Annotated in this window: 18 protein-coding genes; 9 read left to right on the plus strand and 9 right to left on the minus strand. The window is 39.7% G+C overall.

The genetic code is table 11. The features are described 5' to 3' along the window. Positions 1-85: 85 nt before the first annotated feature. Positions 86-619, minus strand: a complete 534-nt coding sequence (locus tag IL355_RS03150) for a CvpA family protein (protein WP_192460735.1) — start codon at positions 617-619, stop codon at positions 86-88. A 90-nt stretch (positions 620-709) separates the two neighbouring features. Between IL355_RS03150 and IL355_RS03155 the strand changes: the two genes are divergently transcribed. From IL355_RS03155 to IL355_RS03165, 3 genes are all read left to right on the plus strand, one after another. Then, complete coding sequence (locus IL355_RS03155) at positions 710-1,066, plus strand: hypothetical protein (RefSeq protein WP_192460736.1); 357 nt, start codon at positions 710-712, stop codon at positions 1,064-1,066. A gap of 152 nt (positions 1,067-1,218) precedes the next feature. Beyond that, positions 1,219-2,700: a glycerol kinase GlpK gene (glpK, locus tag IL355_RS03160; protein WP_192460737.1), complete on the plus strand. Its 1,482-nt coding sequence runs from the start codon at positions 1,219-1,221 to the stop codon at positions 2,698-2,700. 90 nt (positions 2,701-2,790) lie between these two features. Then, positions 2,791-4,407 carry a glycerol-3-phosphate dehydrogenase/oxidase gene (locus IL355_RS03165; RefSeq protein WP_192461335.1) on the plus strand — a complete coding sequence of 539 codons (1,617 nt, stop codon included), beginning with the start codon at positions 2,791-2,793 and terminating at the stop codon, positions 4,405-4,407. Here IL355_RS03165 and IL355_RS03170 read toward each other — a convergent pair whose 3' ends face one another. Next, positions 4,408-5,409, minus strand: coding sequence for an NAD(P)H-dependent glycerol-3-phosphate dehydrogenase (locus tag IL355_RS03170; RefSeq protein ID WP_192460738.1), 1,002 nt, complete (start codon positions 5,407-5,409; stop codon positions 4,408-4,410). Positions 5,410-5,548: 139 nt separating this feature from the next. Here IL355_RS03170 and IL355_RS03175 point away from each other — a divergent pair, with 139 nt between their 5' ends. Then, positions 5,549-6,454 carry a nicotinic acid mononucleotide adenyltransferase gene (locus IL355_RS03175; protein WP_192460739.1) on the plus strand — a complete coding sequence of 302 codons (906 nt, stop codon included), beginning with the start codon at positions 5,549-5,551 and terminating at the stop codon, positions 6,452-6,454. Positions 6,455-6,475: 21 nt separating this feature from the next. Here IL355_RS03175 and IL355_RS03180 read toward each other — a convergent pair whose 3' ends face one another. Further along, positions 6,476-7,366 (minus strand): helix-turn-helix domain-containing protein, encoded by an 891-nt coding sequence (locus tag IL355_RS03180; protein ID WP_192460740.1) that lies wholly within the window; start codon positions 7,364-7,366, stop codon positions 6,476-6,478. 172 nt (positions 7,367-7,538) lie between these two features. On the opposite strand from IL355_RS03180, the gene IL355_RS03185 reads away from it, so the two are divergent. Next, the gene (locus IL355_RS03185; RefSeq protein ID WP_192460741.1) at positions 7,539-8,513 is read left to right on the plus strand and encodes a phytanoyl-CoA dioxygenase family protein; all 975 of its coding nucleotides are present in this window, start codon (positions 7,539-7,541) and stop codon (positions 8,511-8,513) included. Positions 8,514-8,608: 95 nt separating this feature from the next. Next, positions 8,609-10,192 carry a SulP family inorganic anion transporter gene (locus tag IL355_RS03190; RefSeq protein ID WP_192460742.1) on the plus strand — a complete coding sequence of 528 codons (1,584 nt, stop codon included), beginning with the start codon at positions 8,609-8,611 and terminating at the stop codon, positions 10,190-10,192. A 33-nt stretch (positions 10,193-10,225) separates the two neighbouring features. Here IL355_RS03190 and IL355_RS03195 read toward each other — a convergent pair whose 3' ends face one another. The 3 genes from IL355_RS03195 to IL355_RS03205 form a co-directional block, all read right to left on the minus strand. Further along, positions 10,226-10,372, minus strand: a complete 147-nt coding sequence (locus IL355_RS03195) for a hypothetical protein (RefSeq protein WP_192460743.1) — start codon at positions 10,370-10,372, stop codon at positions 10,226-10,228. Positions 10,373-10,541: 169 nt separating this feature from the next. Beyond that, entirely contained in the window at positions 10,542-11,027 is a 486-nt protein-coding gene (locus IL355_RS03200; RefSeq protein WP_192460744.1) for a c-type cytochrome, read from the minus strand. 41 nt (positions 11,028-11,068) lie between these two features. Next, a complete protein-coding gene (locus IL355_RS03205; RefSeq protein WP_192460745.1) occupies positions 11,069-12,031 on the minus strand; it encodes a YheT family hydrolase in 963 nt (320 codons plus the stop codon). Positions 12,032-12,164: 133 nt separating this feature from the next. On the opposite strand from IL355_RS03205, the gene IL355_RS03210 reads away from it, so the two are divergent. Continuing rightward, positions 12,165-13,817, plus strand: coding sequence for an FAD-dependent oxidoreductase (locus IL355_RS03210; protein ID WP_192460746.1), 1,653 nt, complete (start codon positions 12,165-12,167; stop codon positions 13,815-13,817). 3 nt (positions 13,818-13,820) lie between these two features. On the opposite strand, the gene IL355_RS03215 is transcribed toward IL355_RS03210, so the two are convergent. Beyond that, positions 13,821-14,795, minus strand: coding sequence for an NAD(P)H-dependent flavin oxidoreductase (locus IL355_RS03215; protein WP_192460747.1), 975 nt, complete (start codon positions 14,793-14,795; stop codon positions 13,821-13,823). A 152-nt stretch (positions 14,796-14,947) separates the two neighbouring features. Between IL355_RS03215 and IL355_RS03220 the strand changes: the two genes are divergently transcribed. Both IL355_RS03220 and IL355_RS03225 read left to right on the plus strand, forming a co-directional pair. Continuing rightward, a complete protein-coding gene (locus IL355_RS03220) occupies positions 14,948-16,033 on the plus strand; it encodes a Gfo/Idh/MocA family protein (protein WP_192460748.1) in 1,086 nt (361 codons plus the stop codon). Between the two features lie 419 nt (positions 16,034-16,452). Further along, the gene (locus tag IL355_RS03225; RefSeq protein ID WP_192460749.1) at positions 16,453-16,932 is read left to right on the plus strand and encodes an acyl-CoA thioesterase; all 480 of its coding nucleotides are present in this window, start codon (positions 16,453-16,455) and stop codon (positions 16,930-16,932) included. On the opposite strand, the gene IL355_RS03230 is transcribed toward IL355_RS03225, so the two are convergent. Together IL355_RS03230 and IL355_RS03235 are read right to left on the minus strand one after the other, a co-directional pair. Beyond that, positions 16,929-17,837 (minus strand): DMT family transporter, encoded by a 909-nt coding sequence (locus IL355_RS03230; protein ID WP_192460750.1) that lies wholly within the window; start codon positions 17,835-17,837, stop codon positions 16,929-16,931. The two genes, IL355_RS03225 and IL355_RS03230, sit on opposite strands and share 4 nt — an antisense overlap. Then, positions 17,834-18,187 carry an arsenate reductase family protein gene (locus IL355_RS03235; protein WP_192460751.1) on the minus strand — a complete coding sequence of 118 codons (354 nt, stop codon included), beginning with the start codon at positions 18,185-18,187 and terminating at the stop codon, positions 17,834-17,836. The genes IL355_RS03230 and IL355_RS03235 overlap by 4 nt, the downstream gene beginning before the upstream one ends. Positions 18,188-18,239 lie beyond the last annotated feature (52 nt).

An 18,239-nucleotide genomic window follows, 5' to 3' on the forward strand; every position in this document is an offset into this window, starting at 1 on the left:
TGAAATGCAGTTCAATGTAGGGTTTAAGTAAGTCTTTGATTACAAAATTGGGAGGGTTTTAGCGAAAGGGTAGAGGTTGGGTTTATTAGATGACAATTTCCTCATTTGACCTTTCTTCTTCCTTTTCATTCGTACGTTTTGCCTTTAATACTTTAGAAAAAACAAACGCCCCTATCTTTTTAATAGGCTCGTAAAGAACGGACTGCTGTACCTTTTCATCCTCCACCAGTTCCGTACTTTCGTTAATTCTTTCAAAGAAGACCAACAGGGCGCCCAAAATCACAGCTACCTTTACGATTCCAAAGATACCGCCAGCTATTCTGTTAAGTGGGCCAAGCATTGCGGCACTTGCTACTTTTGTTAAAAGCTTAGCGGCCAAATGAACGGCAATGACTATGACAATAAATGTAATTACAAAGGCGGCAATATTAATGTAGCGTTCATCCCAATTCATATTTTGGGATAAATAGTCACCAGCATAATAAGAGAAATGAATAGCACCAAAAATACCAGCAACTAGGGCTACAATAGAAGCAAGTTCTATAAAGAGTCCGTTTTTAAAACCCTTGTACAGCCCGTAGAGCAGTAACAACCCAAAAATAATATCAAGAAAACCCATGTTGGTTGAATTAAAACAAAAATAGTGTTTTTGATTTGTACCTTTGTCAATTGTTGTTCATTAAAGAAACGCTTTAATACATTTAAGCAGGTGTCTAGAGATTTTGTTTTAAAGGAAAGGTGGGATGTTTTAGTCGAAAAACTATCGGCCCAATTTTCCGATGGCGACCCATTAGAACTTGATACCATTATTTATTTGGTAGGGGTACAGGAGTTAGGGCAATACCATAGAACGTTTAAAAAAGACGAGAAATTAGGATTGATGCATATTGCCATATGCCGACTTTTAGAACCTTACGGTTATTATGAGTTTGATTTTTTTGATGAAGATGGGTGGCCCCATTATACTATAAAGGAAGAATTGCCCATGTTAAAATCCGGTGAGCAGACCGTCTTAATGAAAGAGGCCATAGTAGACTATTTTGTGGATAACGGTTATATCTCCTGATACCTTGACAGTAAAATAAATGAGCACCATTTTTGAGTGAAATGACTCTTCGGTCAGCTTTGATTTGGGTGGTTTTAGTTCTATATTTAACCATAACTAGGTTTTAAGGGAACGGAGCTTCTTTAAATTCGAACTCACTCAACATACACTACATGAAATATATTATATCCTTAGACCAAGGAACTACTAGTTCTAGGGCGCTACTCGTGGATGAAGCCGGGCAAATCAAAGGCATGGTCCAAAAAGAATTTAAACAAATTTTTCCAAAATCTGGTTGGGTAGAACATGACCCAAAAGAAATTTTAGATACGCAATTGGGAGTATTGGACGAACTTATCGAGAAAGAAAGAATAGCCCCTGAGGATATCGCTGCTATTGGCATTACCAACCAACGGGAAACCACCATGGTCTGGGATAAAATTACAGGGGAACCTGTTTATAACGCCATTGTTTGGCAGGACAAACGTACGGCAGATATCTGTGAAAACCTTAAAAATAGAGGTTTGACCGAGCACGTTAGAAAAACTACGGGCTTGGTCATAGACTCTTATTTCTCGGGTACTAAAGTGAAGTGGATCCTGGATAATGTAGAAGGGGCGCGACAAAAAGCAGAAAATGGAGACCTTTTGATGGGTACGGTAGATTCTTGGCTTGTTTGGAACATGACCAATAAGGAAAAGCACGTAACGGATTATACCAATGCTTCCCGAACCATGATCTATGATATAGTTGAACTTAAATGGGACGAGAAACTTTTAAAGGCTTTAGGGATACCCAAATTAATGTTACCGGAAGTAAAGCCTTCGGCGCATCACTTTGGCGATTATGAATTTAGAGGGGTTAAAATTCCTATTGCGGGCATTGCAGGTGACCAACAAGCGGCCCTTTTTGGGCAGGCATGCTTTAAGAAGGGTACCGCAAAGAATACGTATGGTACGGGCTGCTTTATGTTGATGAACACGGGCGAAAACCCTCAGTTTTCCAAAAACGGACTCCTGACTACCATAGCTTATGGTTTGGACGGAAAAATAAATTACGCCCTTGAAGGGAGTATTTTTATTGCCGGAGCAGCTATTCAGTGGTTGAGGGACGGATTGGAATTAATAAAGGATGCAAAAGAAACCGAAGCTTTGGCAGAATCGGTTGAAGATGAGAATCCCGTGTATGTAGTTCCTGCTTTTGCAGGCTTGGGCGCACCTTATTGGGATATGTATGCCAGAGGAGCCATTTTTGGGTTGACCAGAGATACGGGTAAGGCCCATTTGGCCAAGGCAACTTTAGAATCGTTAGCCTATCAGACCAAGGATATTTTAAAAGCCATGGAAGATGATTCGGGTATTCAATTAAAAAACCTTAGGGTAGATGGTGGTGCTTGTGCCAATAATTATTTAATGCAATTTCAGGCAGATATTCTGGATTCTGAGGTTCATAGGCCGGAAGTGATCGAATCAACAGCCATGGGAGCCGCGTTTTTAGCGGGTATTCACGTTGGTGTGTGGAAACAGGAAGATGTAGATGAGAGCAGGCCAATGAACCGCATATTCAAACCTAGTTTTGATCGGGTAAAAAGAAAACGCTTGTATAAAAAATGGCAAAAGGCCGTGGAACGAACAAAAGGTTGGGAAGAGCAATAAACTTTTCTTGTTCATCAATTTAAAATAAAAAATAACGAAGTGAAAAATATTAAGTTCTCCAATCTGGACAGGAACAGGACTATTGAAAAAATGTCATCGGAAAGTTTTGACCTTGTAGTCATAGGTGGCGGAATCACTGGAGCTGGGATTGCTCTAGATGCCTCCAGCAGAGGTCTAAAAGTAGCATTGGTCGAAAAGGGCGATTTTGCTTCCGGCACCAGTAGTAAGTCTACCAAGCTTATTCATGGCGGTCTCAGATATTTGAAGCAATTTGATTTTTGGTTGGTGAAAGAAGTGGGTTCGGAACGTGCAATCGTTCACAAATTGGCACCACATCTGGTAATTCCGGAGAAAATGTTGTTGCCGCTCATTGAAAATGGTTCCTACGGAAAGTGGCTAACTTCCATAGGTCTTAAAGTGTATGATATTTTGGCACAGGTTTCCGGGGATGATAAAAGGCAGATGTTGGAGAAGAAAGAAGCCCTCAAACTAGAGCCCCTACTTCCTAAAAAAATATTGAAAGGCGCAGGTTATTATGCCGAATACCGTACGGATGATGCGCGCCTTACCATAGAAAACCTCAAAACAAGTTTATTGTTCGGGGCACGGGCACTTAATTATGCTTCCGTAGAAGATTTTGTGTACAAAAAGGACAAGGTAGCTGGAGTAGAAGTAAAAGATGTGCTTACGGATAAAACGTTTAAAATAAAATCCAAGTACGTAATTAGTGCGGCAGGTCCTTGGGTAGATGAGCTAAGAAGTAAGAACAATTCCAAAAAAGGGAAACAATTACATTTAACCAAGGGTGTTCATCTGGTATTCCCTTGGGAGAAACTACCCGTGAAACAATCGGTTTATTTCGATATCCCGGATGGCCGGATGATGTTCGCTATCCCTAGAGGTAAAATAACCTACATTGGTACTACGGACACCAACTACAATAAGGATAAGGATAGCGTGCGTACAGATTTGGCAGATGCCATTTACCTTATATCAGCGGTAAATAATATGTTTCCAAAAATTGAGCTGGAAATGGAGGATATTATTTCTTCTTGGGCCGGACTTAGACCTTTGATCCATGAAGAAGGAAAATCTGCTTCGGAATTATCCAGAAAGGATGAAATTTTCACATCGGACACTGGTTTGGTAAGTATTGCTGGAGGTAAACTTACGGGCTATCGTAAAATGGCGGAACGAGTGGTGAACCGCATCGCCAAAAAAATGGAAGAGGACCATGACACTGAACTCAAAGAGTGTTTTACAGATAAGATTGCCCTCTGCGGGAATGTGGATTTCAAAAAATACAAGCACGTAAAGAAGTATATCAAGCAGGTTTTTGAAAGAATTGAAAAAAACGGATTTACGGAGCATGATGCCTGGTTTTTGGTGACCAATTATGGGAAACAGACAGATAGGATTTTGGAATATTACCAAGAACTGAACGATGGGGATGTTCATATTCGAATGACCAAGGCAGAGCTACGCTTTTGCATAGAATACGAAATGGTGCAGAACCCTATGGATTTCTTTATTAGAAGAACCGGCAGACTGTATTTTGATATTGATGGAATGCGAACTTTGCTAGACCCAATTCTAGAGGAATTCAAAAAGTATTTTGATTTGAACGATACCAAAATTAACGCATGGCGAAGCACTCTGGAAGCAGAATTAGACGACCATTCCAATTTTTCATTAGATCGGGCGTAATCAGTCTAACTTTTCGGTAAGTTCTAAAAATACTTTTTTCGGGTTTTTAGCTTCATAAAGAACCTTGTAAACAGCATTGATAATGGGCGTCTTTACTTTTTTGTCCAATTTGGATTTAATTAAAAAGGCGCTCTTTGTGGCATAATACCCTTCGGCAACCATATTCATTTCCATTTGGGCACTTTTTACGGTATATCCTTTTCCGATCATGTTCCCAAACATGCGGTTGCGGCTAAAAGTAGAATATCCGGTTACCAATAAATCGCCTAAATAGGCAGAATCGTTTATGTTCCGGTCAATTTTGTGAATTCGTTTGGTAAACCTTTTCATTTCCCTAATGGCGTTGCTCATCAACACACTTTGAAAATTGTCCCCATATCCCAATCCATGCGCAATTCCTGCTGCAATAGCATAAATATTCTTGAGCATGGCAGCATATTCGGTGCCTATAATATCTTTGGTAACTTTGGTCTTTATATAACTACAACTGAGGTTTTTTGCAACGAAAGTGGCCTTTTGGGTGTCTGCACAGGCAATGGTTAGATAGGATAAACGCTCCATGGCTACCTCTTCTGCATGACAAGGCCCTGTGATAACACCTATGTTCTTAAACGGAATATCATACGTTTCATGAAAATGTTCGCCCACAATAAGTCCGGTTTCGGGTACAATTCCCTTAATGGCAGAAAAAATGATTTTGTCCGAAATGGGCACGGTCAATTTCTCAAGTTCTGTTTGCAAAAATGCCGATGGAATGGCAAAAATGAGAATATCCGCATCGTTTACGGCCTTGTTAAGGTCGTCCGTGAGGTTAAGCTGTTCCGTGTCAAAAGTGACTGATGTAAGATAGTTGGGGTTGTGTTGTTGAATTTTAATGAACCCAATAGCATCTGGGTTTCTCATATACCAACCCACCTGCTTTTGATTCTCACATAGCATTTTAACAATGGCAGTAGCCCAGCTACCTCCTCCAAAAACGGCAAATTTTAGGTCTTTCTCCATAAGTTCGATAAGGGATGTACTTTTTAAGAGGCAAAGCTAAGTAATTATTCAAATTCCACCTTATGTATTGATTATCATATAGTTAAAAATAGTGGCATGAAGGTTGTTAATTTAACAAAGAATCAATAGCACTATAATTATGAAAATAAAAATACTTAATCTTTTGTTCGTTAGTCTGTTACTTTCTTCGTGTTATACAGAGGTATTGGTAGAAGATTCTTATTTAGATGAACCGGCAACGTCTACGGAATCTCTTTTACAGTCACATGATTTATGGTATGTAGATATTACGGCTACTCAAGGTGCGGGTGAGGTAGCTTTTATGGAGTATGCGTTTACTTTATCTTTTATAAATGGTACACTCTATGCCAATAATAACTTGGTAGGTATTGGAAAAACGGGTAGTGGCTTAGGTATAGATGTAGGTTTCTATGAAAGTGGCCTAGGCGAGATTCAGATTGACCATGATGTATATGGAAGGTACTTTATGGATGTTTTTATGGTAGACCACAATACTTTGGAATTATATGATTCCTTATCCGATACTTCTTATTTTTTGGAGGGTTATCAGGTGAATGAATTTGATTTTGACTTTGTATTTTATGATAACCTTTCTTATTTCTTACAAGAATATGATGCCTGGGAGAAGGTATATACAAGTCAAGAGGGAATGTTAAATGACTTTGATAATGAAAACTTCTTAAGTTTTAATACAGACTTGTTCCAGTCTTCTATAGATGCACCGGGAACCCCAATATCCAATTTACAATGGGATTTTGAAGGAGAATATCGGGTGTATGACACTGCGTACGATGAAATGCTTAAAACTTTAACACTGGCTTACCGTTCATCGAGCAATGATTACTTTGAATTGTACGTTATTAATGACAGTACTGTGGAACTGTACCACCCTAGTAGCGAAACCGTCTACAGATTTAAAGGCAGAGGTTACAGAGAGTACTTAAAATCGAGTGATAACTCGGTAGGCAAAAAAAGAATTAAAACTTCTAATCCTGTAATGAAGGTCGAAAGAAGTAGAAAATGAGATAAAGATTTTTTTGGTTGGTTATTTAGTTAGAGACCGCCCCTGTTCGAAAGAATAAGGGGCGGTTTTGGTTTTCATTCTTTTCTTAAAATCAGAAGGATTTTCCCCGGTTATTTTTTTAAAAGTTCGGTTAAAATAGGATAGGCTTTCAAAGCCGCATTCAAAGCAGGTCTCGCTAATATTTTTTTCCGTTAGAAGAAGTCTTTTTGCTTGACTTATACGGTATTGGTTCAAAAACCCGATAAAGGTAGTGTTAGTAGCTTTTTTAAAATACCTACAAAAGGCTGGTTTACTTAGATTACACATGCTGGCCACCTCCTCTACCGGAATTTTACCTTGGTATCGCTCGTCAATAAGCGCATAAATTTCCCTAATCCTGGATTGTTCCTTTGAACTGTAAGAATGCTCGAACGGTCTTTTGTGCAACAGTTCAAATTCTTTACTGTTGGAGAGCAGTTTGAGAATTTGCATCACCCTCATGAAAAACTCAAAGGGAGCCAACTGGTGCAGTTCTTTCATAAGCGCTCCTATTTGTTTTGTGGTCTCTCCGGAAAAAGCTATTCCGTACCGTGCCAAGTCCATAAGTCGGCTAATGTTCTTTAATTCTGGAAGTGGAGATATAAAATCTTCTTTAAATGAGGGTTTTATGTGTAAAACTTCTTTCCTGTAGGTGGATGTTACACCATAATCAAAATTCAAATGTGGAATATTAGACCCAATAAGAACCAAATCACTCCCTTCAAATGTAGAAATATGGTCCCCCACATGTCTGGTGGCACTAGCACCCTCTATGTAGACAAGCTCATACTCCGGATGAAAATGCCAGTAAAATAAATGGTTGAGTTTAGGGTCGTGCAATAACCTAAATGGACTGTCCGATGCAGGTGTTATGGTTTCAAGCTGAATCTTCACAGGAATGAATGATAGTATTATGATAAGTATTTCACTAAATTATTAAAATAATGGATATTCATATACGTAAATATCAATATTGTTCAAATTGTGGTCAATATTAAGGTGGTATGGAAAATTGTTCTACTATAATTTTATCATCAAGTAAAATCGGTAAATCTAATCTATAACTATGGGACAGATAGAAGAAAAAGTTGAAATAGCTAACAAAGCTCACGAGGCCATTCCAGGAAATCCATCTACGGCAACAAGTAGTAAACTACAATTAAACGATCGCTCCAAAGGGGAACCTTTAAGGGTTTTGAGTGAGGCCGATTGGCGGTTTTGGAAGGAGAACGGGTACATTGTAGTTAAAAATGCGATTACCAAGCAGCAGGCAAAAGCTACCGCAGATTTTATTTGGGAGTTTGATGAGAAAGACCCTGGGGATACAAACACTTGGTATGCGCCGCCAAGAGCGGAAATGAAGATGAAGGAGCTTACTGGAACAGGTATGGTAGAGGTTTATAACCATCAGCATCTTTGGAATAATAGACAGACCCAAAAAGTGTATGATGCTTTTGTAGATGTCTGGGGAACTGAAAAGTTATGGGTTACTATAGATCGCGCAAATCTAAATTTTCCGTTGCCAGACGGTGTTACTAAGAAAGGTTTTATCCATTGGGACTATGACCCGGAGACCAAACCTCAAAATGTTCAAGGGGTATTGGCATTGGCTGATCAAACCGATGAAAACATAGGAGGTTTTCAATGTATTCCTTGGCTTTATCGAAATTATGATAGCTGGAAACTTACTCAGCCTGAAGACCGGGACCATTTTCAACCTGACATTACCGGTTTGGAGGATAAAATCGTAAAGGTAAAAATGGAAGCGGGTGATTTGTTGATTTTCAATAGTACGCAACCTCACGGAATTCGGCCAAACAAATCGAAGGATAAGGTGAGAATTGCCCAATATATTTCTATGATGCCTGCGGAAGAGGAAAACGAGGCCATGCGTAAATGGAGAATCAATTCTTGGAAAAACAGGATAGCACCAGAAGGATATGCCTTCCCCGGAGACCCCAGAAATTGGGAACAGACCAAGTATGAAAAAGCCGAATTAACGGAATTGGGAGAAAAATTATTAGGCCTAAGAGATTGGTAATTTGATGGTGTATCCCATAAAAAAGGAGCTTATTATAGTTCATTACTAGGCTGCTAGCTTATTTTAGGCTAATTTTGCCCGCTCAAAATCCAGCCATGAAAAAGTATTTCAACCTTTTCGATTTTAAGCAGAAAGTAGATTATAAAACCGAAATCCTTTCGGGTTTGACAGTAGCCTTGGCCCTTGTGCCGGAGGCTATTGCTTTTGCGTTAATTCCTGGTTTTTCACCTTTAACCGGACTTTATGCGGCTTTTGTTCTCTGTTTGATCACTTCTATTCTTGGTGGTAGACCGGGAATGATTTCCGGGGCTACAGGTGCTGTAGCGGTAATTTTTGTGGGTCTTATTTTAGAATTGAAAAGAACCTTCCCTGGAATTGGGCCCGAGGAAATTCTACAATATACGTTTGCTACTGTAATAGTTGCGGGCGTACTTCAAATATTGGCCGGAGTACTTCGTTTGGGAAAATTTATTAGGTTGGTACCACACCCAGTTATGTTCGGTTTTGTAAATGGATTGGCCATTATTATTTTTATGGCGCAGTTCCCAAATTTCTACCAAAAGGGAACGGACCAATTATTAGAAAGTTCTTCTTTCTTTATGATGTTGGGTCTCACTTTACTGACCATGCTCATTATTTGGGGTTTCCCTAAGCTTACCAAGGCTATACCTTCATCTTTATTGGCTATTCTTGTGGTCTCCGCTATTGTAATTGGTTTTGGTATAGACACGGTTACCGTAGCAGATACGATGTCTGAAGGAGAGACGATTAGTGGGGGGTTTCCACCATTGTCCATCCCGCAGATTCCTTTTACTTGGACTACTTTTCAGATAATATTTCCTTATGCGGCCATTGTGGCCGGCGTAGGTTTAATTGAAAGTTTGCTTACCCTAAATATTGTAGATGAAATTACCGAAACAAGGGGGAGGGGCAACAAAGAATGCGTAGCTCAGGGTACAGCCAATATTTTTTCGGGTTTTCTTTCCGGAATGGGTGGTTGTGCCATGATAGGGCAAAGTTTGATCAACACTTCTTCCGGAGCTAGGGCACGCTTATCCGGAATTACGGCGGCTGTTATGCTTTTGGTTTTTATTATGTTCGGTTCTAGTCTAATAGAAAGATTACCAATGGCGGCCTTGGTGGGGTTGATGTTTATGGTTGCGATAGGTACTTTTGAGTGGGCCAGTTTTAAAACGTTTGGTAAGATGCCAAAATCAGACGTTGTGGTGATGGTCTTGGTAACTCTCATTACCGCCATTACACACAATTTAGCGGTGGCCGTCCTTCTAGGGGTAATTATTTCTGCTTTGGCATATTCTTGGGAAAATGCCAAAAGGATCAGGGCCCGCAAGCATGTTGATGATAATGGGGTTAAGCACTATGAAATCTATGGTCCTTTATTTTTTGGGTCAACCACTTTGTTTGCCGAGAAATTTGATGTTCTCAACGATCCCGATGAAGTGATTATTGATTTTAAAGAAAGTAGGGTGGCAGATATGTCAGGAATTGAGGCGTTGAACAAAATTACCGAGCGTTATGCCAAAGTGGGTAAAAAAGTTCATTTAAGACACTTGAGCAAGGATTGTGTGCGCTTGTTGGAAAACGCCCAAGAAATTATTGACGTAAACGTTTTGGAAGATCCTACTTACAAAGTGGTTTCAGATAGGGTTTCCTCCTAAAAAGGGGTGGCAATAGCCCCATGGTTTTCCAAATTATTCCTTGTTCTTTTCATCCTTATTGCTAGGGTAGCCACCTGCCCAACCGATCCAGTTTCGTAGGGAGATGTATGAACGTTTTTTTCTAAGAAATCGTTCTGATATATTTTGGTCGCCAATGTGAAGAGTATTGTCGTTTTCCATGAGATTGTCCGTTTTGTTGATGATGTTGTTTGGTTATAAAGACGGATAACCTTTAAAACGTTTCATAAAAAAATGTTAAAATGAAATAAGTGGAGAATTACCCTAAGTTCTTAAAATAAAAAGGCCGGTTTTCTTTTGGAAAACCGGCCTACCACAAGGGTGTATTTTTCTAAAGAGTTCTTAAGTACTCTGCAACTGCGCGAGTATCTTCTTCAGATAGATTTTGGTTAAGCATGATAGCTTTGTTGTATTCTTCGTACAATGCTTTGGCAACAGGGTCTTCCTTAAGCATTTTATCCGGGCCAATAATCATGTTCATTACCCAGGCAGGATTTCTTCTTTCGAAAACACCCTTAAGGGCAGGACCTATCATGCGCTGCTCTGCCATATGGCAAGCGGTACAGATTGCATTGAACTTAGCTTCACCAGCGGCGGCCAATTCTGTGTCAATTTCGCTATCAAAAGTAATATCCTTGAACGGGCCAACTCCTTCGTTGTCCATATCTACAGGTACGCCTTCAGATTTAGCTTCAACAGTTTTTTCTTCGGTTTTGGTTCGGGTCATTTCAAACCCATCTTTTTTCTCTTCCTTCTTTTTCTCGCCACAGCTGACCATCAATCCGCCTAAAGCTAGAACAACAAATAATTTTCTCATGGTAACAAATTTATGGGCACTAATATAAGAATAACCCCTATTTATATGTGTGCTTCAAAGAACTTTATTGCACTTTTTTCGTTGTGATATCGATTGCCATTGTCCCAGAATCCAACATGACCACCAAATTTTGGCGTTTCCAAAAATAAATTGGCATTTTCTTTAGCTTCTTTAAAAGGGAAACACTCAGGTCCTAGGAAGGAATCGTTTAGGGCATTAATGATTTTTGTTGGCACCTTTATATCTGGCAGAAATTGTAAACAGCTACATTTTCTATAATAGTCAAGGGCATCGGCAAACCCATGGGCCTTACTGGTATAGATTTCATCAAAATCTTTTAGGGTCTTAATTTTTTCAACATCGGTTTTTGTAATCAAATCCGGGAAGTGCTCCAACTTCATACTCAGTTTGGCTACCAAATGTTTTCTAAAGCGATGCGCATATGCATAGTTTTTTGGCTTTAGTAACTGTTTCAGGGAACTGTGTAGGTCGCAGGGAACAGATACCCCGATCACCGCCTTAAGCTCGGGCGGCAGTTGTCTATTTTCGCCAGCATATTTCAAGGCCATATTTCCTCCTAGGCTAAAACCCTTGATAAAAATGCTCGAATATGTTTTCAATGAAAGGATATGTTCAACCACCGCATTCAAGTCTTCCGTGGCGCCGGAATGATAGGACCTGAAAAGTCTATTGGTTTCACCACTGCAGCCTCTAAAATTAACGGCGCAGGCATCCATTCCGTTCTCGTTAAGAATTTTGGCACTACCAGTTATGTAAGGTCTTTGTCCGTTGCCCTCTAGGCCATGAAGTAAAATTACCGCCTGTTCCGTAGGTTCCCTGGCATAGCTCCAATCCAAATCCATAAAATCGCCATCTTCCAACTCCAAACGCTCCCTTTGCTGATGAAGATTCTCCACCTTTCTAAATAGGCCGGAATAGATGGTGGAAATATGACCAAATTTAAAAGGTAAAGAAGGATTGTATTCTGTGGTGACTAAGGGCATTGTGTAAACTTCAGGTTAAAAAAATCAAAAATAGGCTTACAGAGAAGGATTTCTCAAGTAAATCAACTTTACTGTAAATTTAATGATGTTCCTAGAATTTGTAATTTTTCCTACCTTTTAAGATAACGGAATTATGAACGACCCAAGATTTCCCCAGCTTACACAGAGACAGATAAGTCAGTTAAAGCAGTTTGGTAAAATAGAATATTTTGCGAACGATACGGTTGTTTTTGACATCAATGTGCTGAAGTATGATTTTTTTGTGGTCCTTCAAGGAGAAATCAAGATTCTTGACCCCTCTTTTGAAGAGCGGGTCATTGCCACACATAACAAAGGTGAGTTTTCAGGGGATAGTGGCATGCTATCAGATCGTGGGTCCCAATTTAGAGGTGTGGCCAAGAAAGATACCGAATTACTGAGAATTACCCCTGAGAAATTGAAGGAAGCGATTGCCAAGCATAGCGGACTGAGTGATTTGTTATTAAATACCTTCTTGCAAAGACAGGATGCAATTTTGAACGAATACGTTGGTGGCATCAAGTTAGTGGGGTCCGGTAATTCCAAAGAGGCATATACCATAAGGGACTTCATGGACAAAAACTATATATGGTATAACTTTCTCGATACGGACCAGTCTGATGAAGCAACAGATTTATTACAAAGCTTTGAACTTGGAGAACGGGACCTGCCTATTGTAATTTGTAATGGCGGTCACTTGCACAAAAAACCCTCTTTGGATGAGGTGGCTAGATTTTCCGGTGTTTTAATGAACTTTGAGGACAAGATTTTTGACTTGCTTGTTATTGGTGCCGGTCCTGCAGGCTTGGCCGCCAGTGTTTATGCTTCTTCCGAGGGGTTGAGTGTGGTAACCATTGACAGTAGTGCTCCAGGAGGCCAGGCAGGAAAAAGTTCTAAAATAGAAAACTACTTGGGTTTTCCAACGGGGATTTCAGGAAGGGATTTAGCCAATAAGGCCTACCTCCAGGCCCAAAAATTTGGTTGCAACATATCCATTCCTCATAGCGCCAAAAAAATAGAACATACCGGAGAACATTTTATTCTTTATGCATCCAATGACAAGGTGGTAAAGGCCAAAGCGTTAATGGCCGCTACAGGGGCCGAGTATAGACAATTGGATATCGATAATATAGACAAGTTTGAAGGCAGTGGAGTTTATTATTCAGCTACGGGGATGAATACAACGGCATGTAAAGATGAACTGGTGGGGGTAGTCGGGGGAGGTAATTCTGCCGGTCAGGCGGCCCTTTTTCTGGCGGATTATGCTGCCGAGGTGCATATAATTTTGAGGGGTGATGATTTAGGTTCTAAAATGAGCGATTATTTGGTCCAGCGCATCGAAGCGGCCCCCAATATTCACGTTATCATGAATTCTCAAGTAGTAGAATTAATTGGTGGGCACCATTTGGAAAGTTTGGTGCTGGAAGACAAACAAGGCACTAGGACACCAATGAGCATTACCAATCTTTTTACATTTATTGGTGCCAAACCGTGTACGGAATGGTTAGAGGGAGTGGTGGCCACAGATGAAAAGGGATTTGTATGTACCGGACCTGGGATAAAGGAAGAGGACCTTTATAAATGCGATATTTACCCAAGACGCAAACCCCAGTCCTTGGAGACCAGCATACCAGGATTTTTTGCCGTAGGCGATGTTCGAAAAGGTTCCGTGAAAAGGGTTGCTTCCGCTGTTGGCGAAGGTTCCATGGCGGTAAGTCAAGTGCATCAATTCCTATCCGAGCTAAAAGCTAGGCACAGTTCCAACTGATGATTATTTAGGATAAACTTCCAAAATCTTGGCTTGTTCTTCAATGGCTTCCCTGAATTCTGATTTTAAATTGGATATTAGGTCTTTTACGGGTAAGGTTTCATCAATAAGGGCCGAGCCTTGTCCGGCAGACCATATGGTTTTCCAAGCTTTGGCTTCCGTATTCAATTCTTTTCCAAAATCAATCTTGGTATCCTTTTTCAAGTCTTCATCCGTAAGTCCGGCATTTTTTAAACTTTTGGAAAGGAAATTGGCGTGAACCCCTGAAATAGCTGCGGTATACGTTACATCATTGGCTCCGGCATCCTCAATCATCTTTCTATAATCTTCTGGCGCCTTGCTTTCGGTAGTATTAATAAATCGAGTTCCCATGTAGGCCAAATCAGCACCCATCTGCAAGGCCGATGCAATATCCCTTCCTGTGCTTATACATCCTGAAAGGATGATTGTTTTCTTAAAGAATTTCTTTATCTCGGCAACTAAGGTCATTGGGTTAATGGTACCTGCATGGCCACCGGCTCCTGCCGAGACCAAAATGAGTCCGTCCACGCCGGCTTCTTGGGCTTTTTCGGCATGTCTTTTCTTGATAATATCGTGAAAAACAAGTCCGCCATAGCTATGAATGGCATCCACTACCATAGAAACAGCACCCAGAGAAGTAATGATAATAGGTACTTTGTGCTTTACACAGAGCTTAATATCAGCTTCTAGCCTAGGGTTGGTGGGGTGTACTATAAGATTGACCCCAAATGGTGCCGCCTTTTTACCAGTTTCTTTCTCAAAAACATCCAAAGCTACCTTTATTTGAATTAACCACTCTTCAAAACCTTCACTGGTTCTTTGATTTAGTGCGGGAAAGGTACCTACAATACCATTTTTACAACATTCAATAACGAGCTCAGGACCCGAAATAAGAAACATAGGGGCGGCAATGGCAGGTAATGACAAATCTGATATAAAAGAAGGTTTATTAGACATGATAGGTTTAATTTTAAGTTGAGTGTGATGTCTATAAAACTACACTCTATTCTTGTGATAAGCAATATTTTCGTAAGTGACTGTAGAATTGGGTCTTGTGAGCTTTAATTATGGTTACCTTGTAGTATCTATTCATCAAATAGTCTCAGAAAATGAAAAATAGAAGGTCATTTATTAAAAAAACGGGTCTGTTTTTGGGCGGATTGTCAGTTTTGCCGAAATACACTTTTGCATCAAAATTTCAAAAGAAAAAACTGGGTGTATGTCTTGTGGGTCTAGGAAACTACAGTGAGAATTTGTTGGCACCCGCTCTTCAATTAACGCAACACTGTGAATTAAAGGGTGTAGTTACCGGTAGCCCAAATAAAATTCCTGTTTGGCAGAGACGATATGGCATTTTAGATAGGAATATCTACAATTATGATACCATGGACGATATTGCCAATAATCCAGATATTGACGTCATCTATATTGTGCTTCCTACAGGATTGCATTCGCAGTATGCCATTAAAGCGGCCGAAACCGGTAAGCATGTTTGGTGTGAGAAGCCAATGGCCAAAACTGTGGAAGAATGCGAAGCAATTATTAAGGCTTGTAATAAGAACAAGGTAAAGCTATCCATTGGTTATCGTATGCAACATGAGCCCAACACACAAACTTTGATTAAGTGGTCTCATACCCGCCCTTATGGAAAAATAGAAACGGTAAAGGCAGAAATAGGCTTCAACATACAAAATCCCGGTAATACTTGGCGAATGGACAAAGGGCTAGGTGGTGGCTTAATCTATGATGTGGGCGTATATTCCATTAATGGTATCAGGTATACCACAGGAAGTGAGCCCATTTCAGTAACTGCCCTACATAAGAATACAAGACCTGAAATTTTTAAGGAAGTTGAAGAGACCACCATTTTTACATTAAATTTTAACGATGGACTTACCGCAAGCGGTAAGACTACCGCTGCGGAAAGTGTGAATATATTAAAGGCGGACTGTGAAAACGGCTGGTACCAGTTGCAACCTTTTCAATCCTACACCGGAGTAAAGGGTAAAACCAGTGATGGTCAACTGTTGGATACTTACATTGAAAACCAACAGGCAAAACAGATGGATGACGATGCTTTGTCCATTCTCCAAAATAAACCTATTATGGTGCCGGGAGAGGAAGGACTCAAGGATATTGCTATTGTAGAGGCTATAAATGAATCTGCTAGGTTAGGGAGCTCCGTTATCTTGTAAGAACGTGTTTTGGATTAAATGCCGAATCTATTGGTTATAATTTTGTTAGAGCGTATTTATTACTTGAAATGTTTGCTTAATTTTGCCATTATTTAGATTAGTTAAAAATAATGACGACAGCGATTTATATTAGTCCTTTCTTTTTAAATGAATCTATCCCTGTGCAGTGTACAACTTTTAAAAGGAAAAAGAAATGCTGCAAGAAATATTTAAAAAAAGGAAAGACCAATTGCAAGCGTTGTCCTTTGATCTAATCCGGATTCTTAATTGAACACCTTTACCTCACGTGCAGTTATAGGACAGTTTTTGCCCAATTTATTTTTCTAAGATTTTATATTCGTCAGTAGACAAGGTATCGGACTTAAAAAAAGGTGTTATTTTTACAGTTCCTATGCATGCATAATAAAAAAACCGCCCCTATGTATTTAAAAGAGTTTGAAATTAGATGGAGTGATGTAGATGCCAATAGACATTTGGCCAATTCTTCTTACCTAAATTATATGAGCCATACACGTATGGCTTTTCTGTTTGAGTTGGGTTTTACTCAAGAGACCTTGGGCAAGGAGCAAATTGGCCCGGTAGTTTTTCATGAGCACATGTATTACTTTAAAGAGGTTTTTCCTGGTAGGCCTATTAAGGTTTCTATGGAAATCATGGGAATGAGCGAGGACGCCAAGTTCTTTGAATTCCATCATAATTTTTATAACCACAAAGGGGAAAATTTTGCGCATTGCGAAATGATGGGTGCTTGGATGGACTTAAAGACCCGAAAGCTCACAGGTCTCACCAATGATTTTTTAAAGTCATTTAGTGGTGTGGAGAAGGGAGAAGGGTTTAGGGTCCTGACAAAAGAGGATACCCGAAGATTTGCCAAAACGCCAAAAAATATTCAGTTTTAAATCTTTCCTAAACTATTTTTTTGGTTCGGCTTTTTACTTGCCAAATATACCCCTAGAAATACTAGACATGCTGCGGCAATCTTAATGGTAGTTAATTGGTCTTGTCCTGTTACTAGCGCAAAAATTATCCCTATTAATGGCTGTAAGTAAACAAACGCACTTACCGTTGAAGCCTTTAATTGTGTTAGGGCGAAGATATTGAACAGATAGGTAAAAAAGGTGGTGCCTATGATTACAAAAGCAATCCTCCAGATAGCATCAAAAGTGAGGGTATTCCATTGGGTGTCCACTAGTTCTTGATAGCTAAATGGCAAACAGATGAAAATACCCAATAAAAAAAGCCATTTCATAAAAGTAAAAGGGTGATATTTTTCAATTAGGGACTTTGCCGTAATTAAATAACCACCATAAAAGGTAGCGTTCATGAGAATTAAAATGTTGCCCAAGGGAATATTGGGAGCGTCCTGCCTACTTTCATTACTTAAGAATATCAATGTTAGCGCACCTAAAAGGCCAATAATGATACCCCCTATTTTTAAGGGGAATACTTTCTCTTTGATTAGTATGACAGAAAGAATCAGGACAATAATCGGAGACGTAGTCATAAGTACGGCACTGTTAATTGGGGTCGAAAGCGAAAGTCCTTTGAAAAAGGTAAGCATGTTGAACCCCATACCAAGAATGGCACAGACAACTAAGCGAAGATAATCTCTCTTTTCTATCTTTTCCTTGGGGCCAAAAAAGGACATTAACCAAAAAAGAAGTGTAGCGCCAATTACCCTTAGCTCTACCAGGGCGTAGGCTTCTAAAAAATTGGGCATAATACCCTTGGCAATGGTATGGTTTAGACCATAAATGGTTGTAGCCCCTAAAGCTGCTAATATGGCTAGGTTTCTTTTACTCAAGAATGTAATGCTGCTTTGGCCGCTACTACCGTTTTTTTGCTATTCCCTATAAAAATTTCGTTGTCAATAATCACTACAGGTCTTTTTAAAAAGGTATAGTGCTTCAATATCCATTCTTTGTAGTCCGCTTCGGAGAGGGTTTTTTCATGGAGGCCTTCTTGTCTGTAAAGTCTAGCCCTTTTGCTAAATAGAGCTTCGTAACTACCGGCCAGTTCCTTCATTTCCTCTAATTGCTCTTGGGTAATGTTTTCTACTTTAATATCCTGTAAGTCAACCCCGTTTAAAGGTTCTAATTCTTTTAGGATTCTTTTGCATGTATCGCAGGTGCTTAAATGATATATTTTTTTCAAAATTGAGGACTTTTAATTAGTGACAACAAAGAAACCTAATTCCGTACAATTG

The sequence above is a fragment of the Euzebyella saccharophila genome (assembly GCF_014855495.1).
Taxonomy (GTDB): domain Bacteria; phylum Bacteroidota; class Bacteroidia; order Flavobacteriales; family Flavobacteriaceae; genus Euzebyella; species Euzebyella saccharophila.